Annotated in this window: 10 protein-coding genes and 2 pseudogenes; 2 read left to right on the forward strand and 10 right to left on the reverse strand. The window is 56.8% G+C overall.

The features are described from left to right. Positions 1–86 precede the first annotated feature (86 nt). Positions 87–629 carry a transposase gene (locus DEFCA_RS0104980; RefSeq protein WP_281173739.1) on the forward strand — a complete coding sequence of 181 codons (543 nt, stop codon included), beginning with the start codon at positions 87–89 and terminating at the stop codon, positions 627–629. A 594-nt stretch (positions 630–1,223) separates the two neighbouring features. Continuing rightward, positions 1,224–2,636, forward strand: coding sequence for a sugar transferase (locus DEFCA_RS0104985; RefSeq protein ID WP_025321940.1), 1,413 nt, complete (start codon positions 1,224–1,226; stop codon positions 2,634–2,636). 91 nt (positions 2,637–2,727) lie between these two features. Here the strand turns inward: DEFCA_RS0104985 and tnpA are convergent. The 10 genes and pseudogenes from tnpA to DEFCA_RS0105000 all read right to left on the reverse strand — a co-directional run bounded on the left by tnpA (position 2,728) and on the right by DEFCA_RS0105000 (position 13,292). Beyond that, positions 2,728–3,165 (reverse strand): annotated as a pseudogene (gene tnpA / locus DEFCA_RS21340) (IS200/IS605 family transposase). Between the two features lie 72 nt (positions 3,166–3,237). Next, complete coding sequence (locus DEFCA_RS22070) at positions 3,238–4,722, reverse strand: hypothetical protein (RefSeq protein WP_169709450.1); 1,485 nt, start codon at positions 4,720–4,722, stop codon at positions 3,238–3,240. 150 nt (positions 4,723–4,872) lie between these two features. Then, entirely contained in the window at positions 4,873–6,057 is a 1,185-nt protein-coding gene (locus tag DEFCA_RS19145; RefSeq protein WP_245693432.1) for an ISL3 family transposase, read from the reverse strand. Positions 6,058–6,181: 124 nt separating this feature from the next. Then, on the reverse strand, positions 6,182–6,943 hold the full coding sequence (locus DEFCA_RS24645; protein ID WP_084318802.1) for a WecB/TagA/CpsF family glycosyltransferase: 762 nt from the start codon (positions 6,941–6,943) through the stop codon (positions 6,182–6,184). 116 nt (positions 6,944–7,059) lie between these two features. After that, a pseudogene (locus DEFCA_RS0104995) lies at positions 7,060–7,320 on the reverse strand (transposase); the annotation flags it as partial. Positions 7,321–7,937: 617 nt separating this feature from the next. After that, the gene (locus DEFCA_RS21350) at positions 7,938–8,615 is read right to left on the reverse strand and encodes a glycosyltransferase family 32 protein (RefSeq protein WP_169709451.1); all 678 of its coding nucleotides are present in this window, start codon (positions 8,613–8,615) and stop codon (positions 7,938–7,940) included. Between the two features lie 446 nt (positions 8,616–9,061). Continuing rightward, positions 9,062–9,946: a sulfotransferase family protein gene (locus DEFCA_RS21355; protein ID WP_084318806.1), complete on the reverse strand. Its 885-nt coding sequence runs from the start codon at positions 9,944–9,946 to the stop codon at positions 9,062–9,064. An 89-nt stretch (positions 9,947–10,035) separates the two neighbouring features. Then, positions 10,036–11,202, reverse strand: coding sequence for a non-hydrolyzing UDP-N-acetylglucosamine 2-epimerase (wecB, locus tag DEFCA_RS21360; protein ID WP_281173740.1), 1,167 nt, complete (start codon positions 11,200–11,202; stop codon positions 10,036–10,038). 142 nt (positions 11,203–11,344) lie between these two features. After that, positions 11,345–11,911, reverse strand: coding sequence for a lipopolysaccharide biosynthesis protein (locus tag DEFCA_RS22075; RefSeq protein WP_169709453.1), 567 nt, complete (start codon positions 11,909–11,911; stop codon positions 11,345–11,347). Positions 11,912–11,999: 88 nt separating this feature from the next. Next, complete coding sequence (locus tag DEFCA_RS0105000) at positions 12,000–13,292, reverse strand: oligosaccharide flippase family protein (RefSeq protein ID WP_169709454.1); 1,293 nt, start codon at positions 13,290–13,292, stop codon at positions 12,000–12,002. Positions 13,293–13,340 lie beyond the last annotated feature (48 nt).

The raw sequence follows: 13,340 nt of genomic DNA on the forward strand, positions 1-13,340 counted from the left end.
GCGTGACCCCGAAGTCGATCACGCTGCGGCGTTTCCCCCCCAACGGGCACCTCCCAGCGCCTCGCCGGGCCCCAAAACTTTAAAACTTGTCAGCGCCCCCCACGATCCGCACAAACCGAATACCCGGCCGCCCCTCCCCCCGCGCGGCAGCTCCGCAACACCCTGCCCCCCCGCCCCCACAACGCCTCGCTGGAGCCAAAACTTTAAAACTTGTCGACGTCCCTGCCTCCTCACCGGGCGTCGGCCCAGTGGTGGCCGCCATGGTGCTGGCCGCCATCGGCGACCCCCACCGGTTCCAGCACCGACGGCAGGTGCTTCGCCTGGCGGGCTTGGATCTTTGTGCCAGCCGCAGCGGGAAGACGAGCGATCGGGCTGTGCCCAAGATCTCCAAGCAGGGTAAGGGGGCGTTACGCTACGCCCTGGTCCATGCGGCCATCATCGCAGCCCACCAGAACCCGGCAATCCGGGCGTACTTCACCCGGTGCCTGGAGGGGCGCCAGCATGAGCGGGGCATCCGGCAGAAGATGTACGTCAAACTGGCCGCCAAGCTTTTGGTGGTGGCCTGGCACCTGATGAAGACCCGGTCGGTGTTCGACCCGGAGCGGTTCCTGGCGGGGCAGACCGGGTAGCGGTCCACCGACTCCGACAACTTGGTTCGGCGGGAGAGCCCGACTGTCAACGTGGAGGCACCGACCTCGAGAGGGACAATCCTGGGCCTCTCTGCCGGATCTGCGAGCCTGGATGAGGAGTGGTGGACGCTGCGGTACCAGACAGTAGGGCCGCGGACGTCGGGTTGCCCGATAACGGTGAGGTTGCAGATCCGCCGAGGCAGAGACGTCGCCGACGTGATCCGATCGGGGGTGGGGTGTGTCCGAAAACCACGGGTCCGCTCAACTGCTTGTTATCACAGCATAAATTTTTAGCTTGACGGAGGGACTATAGAGTGTCCCTGCCTCCTCTAAGCTGCCGTGAATCGTAAATCGTGAATCGTAGCGAGGCGGCTGGGCGGCCGGAGCCCCTGCCCCGTCCGAACGTCCCCACGTCCGCGCGTTTTCCCGTCACCGATCACCCGTCACGCGTCACTGCCCTTCCCACCCGTCACGGCCCTTCTTCCCTTTCCCCCCTTCCCCAAGGTCATTTGATCGGCTACAATTCGGCCCGCACTTCCAAGGGCTCGACGAGGAGTTCTTTCTGCATCCGTTTCGATTCACAGGAGGGGGTCCATGCTGCGCGAGCATGCCAAATGCGTTGAGCGGGTGGTGATCACGGTCGACCTCCTGCTCGTAGCCGCCTCGCTTCTCCTCGCCAACACCATCGTCCAACGCTACCCCACAGCCTTCCTCATCCGGCAGTACGGTCCCCTGCTCATCTCCGTCTGCGTCGTCTGGTACCTGGTTCTCCGGTTTGCGGGGTTCTATCGGTCCCTGCGCACGCGGGGATACTGGCCGCTGGTGCTCAAAGTGGGCCAGAGCGTCTGCCTTGCTGGCGTCATCAACGCGGCCCTCCTGTTCGTGTGCGCCCCGCACTTCTCCCGCCGCGTATACGTCACCCACGTCCTGCTCGCGGCGAGCTTCATCCTCGCGTGGAAACTCCTCATCCGGGCAAGCCAGAAAGCGGCCCGGCGCCGCGGCTACAACTCGCGCCGGATCTTGGTGGTGGGAACCAAGGGCCCCGCGGTCCGGTTCATCCGGCACGTCGAGGAGCACACGGAGTGGGGCTACACCATCGTGGGATGCGTGCAGGGCCCGGACGGCGACGACAAGACCGAGTGTATGGGCTACCCGGTGCTGGGCCGGGTGGACCAGATCGTCGAGATCTGCAAGTCCCAACCCATCGACGAGGTGATCATCACCCTGCCGCCCGAGTATCTGGCGAAACTGGAGACCGTTCTGCCCCGGCTCGAGGCCATGGGCATCACGTTGCGGATGGCCATGGACCTCTACCGCCCCGAGAAGAGCCGGGTCATGGTCGGGGCCCTGGGCGAGGACGATCCGGTGCCGGTGGTCACCTATTACCGCATGACCCTGGACCCCACCCAGCTGTTCCTGAAGCGCATGCTCGACGTCGTGGGAAGCCTGGTGGGGTTAGGGATCACTGCCGTCCTCTTCCCGTTCGTGGCGTTGGCTATCAAACTGGACAGCCCCGGGCCGATCTTCTTCCGCCAAAAGCGGGTGGGACAGAACGGCCGGCTGTTTACCTGCTACAAGTTCCGCACGATGTACGTAGACGCCGAGGAACGAAAGCGCGAACTGCTGGCCAAGAACGAAATGAAAGGCGCTATCTTCAAAATCAAAAACGACCCTCGCATCACCCGCGTGGGCCGTTTTCTGAGAAAGACCAGCATCGACGAACTGCCCCAGTTCTGGAACGTGCTCAAGGGCGAGATGAGCCTGGTCGGAACCCGTCCCCCCACGCCTGACGAAGTGGCTCAGTATGAGGAGTGGCACCGGGCCCGGATCTGCATCAAGCCGGGTCTCACGGGTATGTGGCAGACCTCAGGTAGGAATGAGGTATCCGACTTCGACAAGATATGCGAACTGGATACTCAGTACATTGATCGATGGTCGATCTGGCTCGACCTGAAGCTGATCGCAAAAACCGTTGCTGTCGTAGTGGCGGGTTTGGGGGCCAGGTAGACTCAACGACCACCGACTAAAGCCGGTGGTTTTGTTACGACTGAAAGTCGCCTGTTGCGGCTAAAGCCACTGGCGTGCGCCTAAAGCCGGCTTAAACCTGTGCTTCGTCGGACACCTTAAAGTCATCCAGCGGAATCGTCTGCTGTTCAGTGTATGCATTGACGATTTCGTCTGTTACCGTGTCCGACGAAGCACAAAAGTACCTCCGAGCCCAGATGTGCTGCCCCCAATATCGTTTTCGGAGGGAGGAAAACTTCTGTTGCAAACTCCGGGACGCCCTCCCTTTCATGTACTGCATAATCCGGGCAGGTGATAAGATCGGTGGCGCGGACACAAGAAGGGGTACATGATCTTTACTTATGTAGCCCTTTAAGATTGCAATCTCTCTCGCCATGCATATCTGGCGTATGATATCCCACGCGCACTCTGCGATCTCCCCACGGAGAACTTTGTATCGGCATTTCGTTACTCACACAAAGTGGTACTTAATATCATGGACCGCATGCGGCCGTATGCGCCCAGCTCCGATCCCCTACCATTTTGCGGACCTCCTTCTCTGTCCGCCTACACTACAAAGAAAAACCCACTGAAGCGGTTCCACCTAAAGACGAAAGTTTGTGACCTGGCAGTTCGAAATCAAACCGCAAATGGCCCCATTCACTTGGCCAACGGCCAAATTTTCGCTCCCAACAGCACGACCTCGCAACACAGGCGCAGCAGACGACCCCAGCGCAAACAAGGGGTAGGCGACCCATACATATTCTAAATAGTTATCGAATACCATTAGCACAGTCAAATACATTAACACAAAACAGCCCACCCAGGCCCTCCAGTCACTCTGCTGCCGCGCTTTTTTCCACAAGAGCCTCATTTGAAATAGCATGGACAAAACGACCCCCCCAAGGCCCAAGATGCCCACCTCCCCATACAAAGAGATCCAACTTGAAAACGGCTGTCCTATAATGCTGTTAGCCGCCAGACTCCAACTACCATCTTCATACATATAAAACACATTCTCTTGCGCGACTTCAGAAACACTCGCGCCCCCCCCACTCTTTACGTGGCGACCCTCTAGGAAACGTTCTTGATATCCCGGAGCTAACACCGCTTGGGCCCAACTCGAATAATTCCCTAAACCAACGCCGACGAGGGGTTGGTACGGCACTTCGCTCGGCAAGCGGGTGAATGTGTTTTCCAAGAACTCCAGCCGGGGCAACTTTCTCATTACAGCATATTTCATAAAGAACGTCTGCGCATATACTACAACATTAGCATACTGCACAAGAACAAGACAAAACCCGGCCGACACCAACACGAAGACTAATTTCTTCACTATACCAACTCTTCTCAACATTCGAGCCATAACAAGCGCTCCACACACCATTGCAGCCAGAACACTGACTATAGATGCAGTAAATACAGATGCACCCAACATAACCAGACTCTTGAACAACTCTGCTTTTCTTTTACTCACTAGATACCGCGCCCAATATATAAACCATGCTACACACAAAACAATTGCCACCAAACGTGCTCCACCGGAGGCGAACGACCCCTGAAAAAAATCTTCGGAAAAATCCCGATACGGCAATTTCATTGGAAACCCGAGACTGACCGCTTGTGCTATGCCAATGAAAATTTGTAACCACGCAAGGGCCAGAACGCACCTTACTACCGAATCATATCCCCGCACCGTGATTCTCGGCCACAGAACCAAAACCAGGATCGAACTGTGCGACGCCAAGGCCAAGTAAAAGTTGGGCAGCAACCCGCCTCGCATGGCTATAACAAATACATTAACAGCAGCAACAAAGAGGATAACAAGCATGCGCGTACGACTTATTCTGCCATCCCCAGACAAAGACAATAATACCACAAAAAACACGGGAGACAGATACGCTACCGGGTACGATAAAATACTTCTCGGCAAAAATAAAGGGCCAAACGCAATCCACATCAGATCATAAAAGCTACTCATAGCCATTACTAGACCAACCTCGCCGTTTCGTTCGAACCTCTGTTGTCCAAGAACGAATAACTGAGTGAGTGAAGGTCGTGAGCAGGATCCCGTCAGCGCCGCATTCACACGATTTCTTCGCCCACCGGGTCCTCCACAACCTCGGTGCCGCCCAGGGGCTCTTCCGACTTTTTAGTGGGTAACGGGGTCGATGGGAGGTTCTTCCGACTTTTTAGTGGGTAACGGGGTCCATGGGGAGGCCGCCCAGGTGGAACAGGATCACCAGCCGATACCTCTCGCCTTGTTCCGGTACCCCCGTGCTTTGCGCCAGATGGCATCCAGCCTCGAGTTCAGGCCTTCCGTCATGGCGTTCGTGATCCGATGGCGAAAGTAGTTCATCACCCCGTAGAGCCGACCGTGCACCATCTTCGCGACCCGTTTCACGGGCTCCAAGCGGCTGTGCGTTGCCCAGTAGTACCACCGCCGGTAGTACCTCATCGCCCAGATCTCCCGCTTGTAGCTCCACACCCGGCGAAGGTTCTCCTTGATCGCCCACGCTCGCGCCGTCTTCAGGTCCGAGTCCCGAAGCGCGTAGTACACACCCCAATACCGCCGGGGCACCCGTTCTCGGCCGTACAGCCACATAAACCGCGTGCCCGTGAGTGGCGATTCCCCGTCCCGGGCCATAAGCCGCCGGTGTTCCTCCCGGCGCACCTGGTCCACGGCTTTGGTCATGTGCTGCATGATGTGGAACCGGTCGAACACGATCATTTCGTCCCACCGGTCCGGAAACTGCCCTTTCACCGCCTGGATGTACGCCTCATGCATGTCGATCGCGACCGCCTCAAGCGCTTCTCGTTGCTCCGGCGTCAGCGCGTCCAGGCTCGCTTTGGATCGTCCCATCATCACGTCGTCCACCACGCCGGCCTCGGCGTCACAGGCCACCGTGATGTAGTTCGACTGCCCCCGGCCCGCCGCCTTTTCGTCCACCCCCAAATACCGAATGAGGCGGGGCTCCTTTCGCGCCAGGCCCCGCTTCACCGCTCGGTTCAACAGGCCCCCCGCCTCATCCCAACTGATCCCCAGGATTCGGCAGGCGCCCTCGATCGTGGTCTGTGCCAGCACCCGGATGGCGAACGACTCAAAAAGCAGCGTGAACCGGCCCCTTGGTTCCGCCCAGGGCAGATCCACCTGGCGTACCCCGTGGTCCGGGCACCTCACGCGCGGCGGTCTGGCGTGCAAAAACGTCTGGAACTGGCAGCTGTCCAAGTGGCGCCAGGTCCGTTGCGGCGTGTGATCGTAGAGCGAACACGCGGTGCCACACTCCGGGCATGGCCACCGATGTCGACGAGGGTGTCCTACCCAGACGTCGACCCGCTGCGTTTGGACGTCGAGTGCCACCCTCTCAACGGTCCAGGGTTCTTCCAGGCCCAACAGGTGCTGGTACAGGGTCGTGTCGCGCATGGCTCGCCTCCTTTCGGCGAACCACACTACCGCGACCCTTACCCACTAGAAACCCGGAAGAACCCCGGCAAAGCCGGGGGCCTACCCAATTTTAGTTACTTGGAAGGCTTGTTCTGGATCGGCTCTATTTCGAACGCGTGGCGTACAGAAATGCCGCATGAACATTTGTCAGCGCATATCGGCGAATAACTCGACCCCTTTCTTTGATGCAACGGTACGCCCACTCTAGCCCAGCTCGCTGCACCCACAAGGGCGGTCTTCTAACTTCACCCGCCAACACCCGAAACATCCCCCCACATGTCTTGATGCACCGCACTCCACTCAGAGATTCGCGATGTTTCACGACGAAAAATTGTTCCAATGGCACCCCCATTCCAACAAACAAGAACGTCGGCCTTAGGCTCACTATTTGGCTCACCGCCACCTCTTCTTCATTCTCTGATCTGAAATATCCGTTTCTATACCCGACAACATTCAGCTTGGGGTACATTGATTTTACGTTGGCGACAGCGGTATTTACGGTCTTCTCCTCTCCGCCAAGAAAATACACCGTCATTTTGGTATTCTGTATAATTCGTGCTAGCGCGTGGAACACATCTGTTGTTACAACCCTTTCAGGGATCTTATTATGACAAAAGATCCGAGAGGCGAACACAACCGACATACCATCCGCGTCTATACCGTCGAAACAAGAGACTACCTCTCGGAGTTCGCTGTTAGATGCAACTTGAGACACAAAGTGACCATTCGCGGAGGTGTACAATCTCGGTTTGTCCGGACAAGCCTCCTGAGCAGCCTCTCGCACATACATTTCAACCCATTCCTTAACAGTGTAGCAACTAACTGGCACGCCACCAACGATAGCGATATTGTCTCCGCGACCCATAACTGTCCTCACCCGTGAATCCTATTAGCCCGGTCACGCCCCCCCACCAAAGGTGGGGGTTTGAAAAACCGTGGACCGCTCAAAGCGGTTCAACACCGGGGGCCGCCTAAAGACGGCTACTCCGGTAGCCTTAACTGCTTAATTCTACCATCTTCTCGCTCTTGCCGACGGATATACTCCCGGACCACCTGCTCGTCCAACCCTACCGTCGACACGTAGTACCCTCGGGCCCAAAAGCTCTGCCCCGTAAAGTTGCGTGCCCGCCCCCCATACCTCCTTGCCACGTGGTCCGGCATCAGATGCCCCTCCACCACCCGACTCTCCTTCTGCCGAGCCAATTCCCGAATCACATCCCGCAAATCCTCTCGAATCCCGCCGACGGGCGCAATCGCACCGGTCGGTACGTCGAGCGCCGAGGCGGAAGCACGCCCCGAGACGGCGTGTGATCGGTGGTTACAGCAAAAGGCTTGGTGAAAAATCCGGGTTAGTTGATGTGAGGCACCCTCTCTTATTGGAAGGCCAAAGCATCGGGTACATCCGCCGTTCGTCCAACCACTGGGGAAACCGCGCAACCGACTGCTTCGGACTTCGGGGATCGGACTTGAGCCCCTCAGCCACGGGGGCTTCACTGTCGGACTCCCCGATTCTGAAAACACGGACAGAGCCCGTTTGGGGCAAACGGCGAATGCACCCCAAAGGCACTCACGCACCCATCAAAAGTGGGGGCTTGAAAAAACGTGAACCGCTTAAAGCGGTTCAACACCGGGGGCCGCCTCAAGCTGGCTACTCGGGGCAGCATCAACCGCTCAATCACACGCTATGGTACAGGCTGAATAACTGAGACTTCTTTCCCATGGGGCTTCTGGCGGTCCACGTGGCGGGAGGTTCCTCAATCGCCGGAACTGTTAAACCTCGACTGTGCCCTGGCCCCGAGGGCTTACGCATTTTGGTTGAACCGCATCGCAAGATATTTAGACACCGGTGTATAAATAGACTAACTTCTAGCTCCCTTCAGCGAGTCCAGCATCCACAAAAACTTGCCTTTAGCCCTCTTCCACCATGGTGCCCAGCTTCCATCGAACAGGTGTTGTGCATAAGCCTGATCGCCTCCACGGCAAAAATAGTAACTTGGATAAATATGCAGATCATCCCCTACAACTTGGTACGTATCGTCGTTTTTGACGCCGTATTTATTTATTAAATTCTCGGTTATGCGCACAGTATTTGTCTTCAGATCCATACCCCCAAAAGATCGCAAAAACGTTGCACCATCGTATTCGGCCAACAACTCGCCAATCCACGAATGTCCCTTAATCGCACCCATAACAGCCGTTACTGGAGCTAGCCTTCCCGCGAAATACTCAAAACCTGTAAATGCATTATGGACCAGAAAACTATCAAAAGATCGAAACACCCGCACATCTGTGTCTAGATAAATCCCTCCATAATTATACAATGCCCATAGACGCACATAGTCAGCAACAAATGCCCATTTTTTTGCTCGATACGCCTCTTGGACGTAACGCACCGATTCAATGTCGAAATTCGTTTCGTTCCATTCTACTATTTCGTAATCAGGCAAAAAGGAGCGCCAACTATCAAGGCATGCCATCGCTATTTCGCCTTTCTGCGCACCGCCGAACCAACAACAATGGATAATTTTAGGTATCATACATTGCTCCTCCATCTCGGCAGGGCATCACCGATCCGCTGCACTTTTCCCAATACCCCCGAACGCAATTTATATGGACTGTTCCGACTCTCCATGGAAGGCCGAACCACAGGACCAGGACCCGGGCACTCGCGTTGTTTCCCGATCCACGCGCCTTACTCCCGTCGCTAGAAACCTCACGCTAGGGATGCCGGAAGACCGTTTGATCTATGAGTTCGCCTCCAAACTACGCGCACAAGGGGCAATTCGCCCCCAAGGCACACCTCAACCAGCACGCACCCAGCATGCATCAAGCCGGTTACTCCATCCGTCCGTGGACTCGCTGAGTTTGGAGGCCCTGCTGTGACTCTCTCGACTGTCCAGGATTACCGAAAGCCCGGCAGGTCCCTACAGAGCCCCCTTATGAGTTGCAAACCATCAAAAACCTATCAGCCTGCGTCAATCGATTACGTGTCGCCCCGCCGCCATCTTGACAGATCTCTGCACAAGATATGTTCCAACAACTCAATCTCGTCCGCAAATACCATGCACAAGTATTCCCTAAACTCCGAATTGTATTCTCGTCCCTCTGTTACAGTATTCCACTCCATCATCTTGCTCGCCACTCCAAAACTATGCCTGAGCCCCACTTTCTCCTTCAATCTTCTCAATCCTAACGCCACTCTGGCGACAAATTTAAATTTGTGCCTTTTCCCTCTATTATGGGCATCAAACACCACCCTGCCGTCATCAGGCACCCCAAGAAACGACAACACCCTCAAGTACTCCTGCCGCGTATCACTTACGAAGTCATCAAAAACAATCACATGGACTTTTTCTCGGCCTACAGTAGCAAAAAGCCGTTTCAATTGACTCCCTAGAGCGCACACCTCTCTATACTGCAACCATGCCGGGTCCCGACAATACCAACTGATTCCCTTTCCTGCGCGTCGCGTTCTCTGCAAAAACCACGCCTCCTCAAAGGACTCCACATGTTCAATACCGATCCACAGCAATTCCTTATGGAGAGAATATGCCATATCAACCGGGTTTCGCACCATTACTATAAATTTAGCATCTGGATTAAATTTGATTATATTTGGTACAGCCTCTTTTGAATACAAATAAGATGTCGACGCCTCACCTAAAATTTCAACACTGTCTTGAGTTTTCATGAATAATTTCAGATAATCTTTCTCCGACACAACCCCCCTGTACTGCAAATCAGTATTAAAATAAAATGGTTCTTTGGGATCTGAAATGTAAATACGCTCATGGGATCCCAAGTATCGAGACAGCGAGGTAGTTCCGCATTTAGGAGCTCCAATTATAAAAAGACTAGGCTTCCGCATGTATAAATCCGCAGTTTTATAAAAAAGCACCACAATGTCCTAACAAAAACAGGCCCGAACCAAGACACCCAAAGGGCACCTCCGCATACTCACACGACTTCTGTTGCCGGATCCTTGACCCCGTGCTGTTCGCAAAGCCGGGCCACGATGCGTGCCGCCGCCTTACCATCACCGTAAGGGTTATTACTCCCCCGTCCCTCGGTATCTTTATCTTTCCCAATCCGCTGGAGGGCCAACTCTACCTCTGCGACAATCCGATTGGGATCGGTCCCCACTACGGTCACAGTGCCGGCCTCAACGGCTTCAGGCCGCTCAGTGGTTTCCCGCATCACGAATACCGGCTTGCCCAGTGAAGGAGCCTCTTCCTGAATTCCTCCCGAGTCCGTAAGGATCACGTGGGCACGACTCATCAGATGTACAAACGGCAAGTAGTCTAGAGGTTCAACGAGAAACACATTGTTAAGACCATAGAGATTGCGCATGACGGGCGCTCGCACATTTGGATTAAGGTGCACTGGATACACAATTTGCACATCATCCCGTTTTGCCAAAGTGAACAAGGCTCGGCAGATGCGCTCGAACCCCGAACCGAAGCTCTCGCGGCGGTGTCCTGTCACCAAAATCACCCAGCGGTCTGGATCGAGATATGAAAATTCCTGGGAGACACTGTCTCTAAGTTGCGAGTCGCCCTCCAGCCGACGCAGGGTCATGTACAGCGCATCAATAACCGTGTTTCCGGTAATATGAATCCGCTCCTCAGGCACCCCCTCCGCCAAAAGGTTGTGGGACGCCCGCTTGGTAGGAGCGAAATGGAGATCGGCGATACCTGCAGTCAGCTTGCGGTTAATCTCTTCTGGCCAGGGTGCGTAGATATTGCCGGTGCGGAGACCCGCCTCGACGTGAGCGACTGGAACCCTCTGGTAATAAGCTGCTAAGGATGCCGCGAGCGTTGTAGTTGTATCCCCATGCACTAACAGTCTATCGGGCTTGAACTCCCGAATCACTTCACGCAAGCCCCGCAGCACATCACATGTAATATCTGTAAGATCTTGCATCGGCTTCATGATATCGAGATCATAATCAGGAGAAACCTCGAACAGAGCGAGAACTCTGTCAAGCATCTCTCTGTGTTGAGCGGTGACGCAAACAGCGGCATCGAAACAAGGGTGGGTCTCCAAAGCCTTGACGACTGGGGCCATCTTTATCGCTTCGGGCCGAGTCCCGAACACGGTAAGGATTCGTAGATTGCCCGACACCTTCGACCTCCCGCTCTCTGGGACACGTTGTGTGTGTGTGTGTGTGTGTGCAGGGGGAGCGTGGGGGGCGCTGCTCCGCAGTTGATTCCCCATCTCGCTCTCGGCCGCCTCCGCCGCAGCCTCACGTTCCCCCTTCCTCTTATTACGCCCGCCTAATGAAACAATATCCGGTAGTTACACGGCGCGACACCGACTTCGGATAAGGGCAAAGACGGATGCTAGAAGGTTCTGCATGGCAAGCGGTACGGCCACTGCAATCGCCGCGACGATGACACTGTTCCAGAACGGCATCATGGTTACGAGGCCTGCGCACGTTACCGCTGCCAGCCACGACCGACACCCAGAGCCATTTCCCGTGCCCCGTCATCATCAACAGGTACCCTACCGAGCCTGTCGCTGCGTTCACGAACTGTCCGGCGGCCAGAATGGTCAGAGCCACGGCTCCCGAGGCGAAATCCTTGCCGAACAGCCCGAGGACCTGCTCCGGGAAAAAGGCCAGGATCGACAGGATCGGAGCCGCGGATAACGAGACCAGCACGGCGGACTTGACCGCTGTTTTCTCCAGCCCCTGCAGATCCCCTTTCGCCCAAAGTGCCGCAAATTTCGGCGCGGTCATGCTGTTCACCGCCACCAGGAGCAGACTCGTCAAGGTGGCCGTGCGAAGGGCCGCGCCGAACACCCCCACCTCTGCCTTGGTGCCAAGGGCCACCAGGGGGACGCTGCTGTCTAGTTGCTGCCAACCCCTCCCGCGATTCCGCGTCGTCGTGTTGCCACCATCCCGGGAAAACAGTTTGTCCTCACGAAACTGGCTGCCGGAACAACACCGCATAGTTACACGGCACCACACCGATGCGGAGAAAGGCGAAAACGGACGCCAGAAGATTCTGCATAGCAAGCGGTACGGCCACGGCAATCGCCGCGACGATGACACCGTTCCAGAACGGCATCAGGGCTACGAGGCCTGCGCACGTTACCGCTGCCAGCGCGACCGACACCCAAAGCCATTTCCCGTTCCCCGTCATCATCAACAGGTACCCCACGGACCCTGTCGCTGCGTTCACGAACTGTCCGGCGGCCAGAATGGTCAGAGCCACAGCTCCCAAGGCAAAATCCTTGCCAAATAGCCCGAGGACATGCTCCGGGAAAAAGGCCAGTATCGACAGGATCGGAGCTGCGGATAACGAGACCAGCAGGGCGGACTTGACCGCTGTTTTCTCCAGCCCCTGCAGATCCCCTTTTGCCCAAAGTGCCGCAAATTTCGGCGCCGTCATGCTGTTCACCGCCACCAAGAGCAAACTCGTCAGGGTGGCCGTGCGAAGGGCCGCGCCGAACACCCCCACCTCTGCCTTGGTGCCAACGGCGCCCAAAACCAGCAGCGGGAGCCACTGGATCACAAGGCTCGTCGCCGCAACCGCCCCCAACGGCTTGGCAGTACCAGCCAACTCCCGTGCGGAAAATGCGGCGACGGCCCCGTTGACGTGCGCCGTGTGGCGCCGCCAAAGCCAGTAGCCGCCGAACACAGCCGCGTACGCGGCAGCGGCGTACACGACCACCGCACCAACCGCCCCCCACCATCGAGCTGCAAGTGGGATCGTGAGCAACGCGCCTACCGGGAGAATGAGGCTTTGAAGGGACTGAGAGGCCAGCATCCGCTTCAGGCCCTTCAGGGCCTCGGAGTGGATCCACAGCAGGGCCACCGCCGGGACCCCCACCGCAGCAGCCCTGAACGCGGTCGTGAGCTCGGGTTTCTGGAACACGGCCTCCGCGAGAAGGGGCGCCCCGACAAACACTGCGAGCCCGATTCCAAACGACAGCAGCCCGGCCAGAAAAACGGCCTTTTTGTAAACCCCGCGAACCCTGCCCCATTCCCCCAGTTCCGCGTTCGCTGCCACGAATTTCAACGCGGCGTTGTCCAAGCCCCACCGGCCAAGGACTCCGCAGACCTGCAGCACCGTAAGGGCCAGGAAGAAGATCCCTGTCTCCTCGACCCCCAGCAACCGAGCCACGACCACGTTGAACCCGAACATGAGCCCCGCACCGAGCACCTTCACGGTGAAGGTGACGGCGGCGCCGGCCACGACCTCGCGCATGTGCTCGTCGAGCCGGCGGGCGACCCAGGCCGGCATCCATCGGGGCGA

The organism is Deferrisoma camini S3R1 (genome assembly GCF_000526155.1).
Lineage (GTDB): Bacteria > Desulfobacterota > Deferrisomatia > Deferrisomatales > Deferrisomataceae > Deferrisoma > Deferrisoma camini.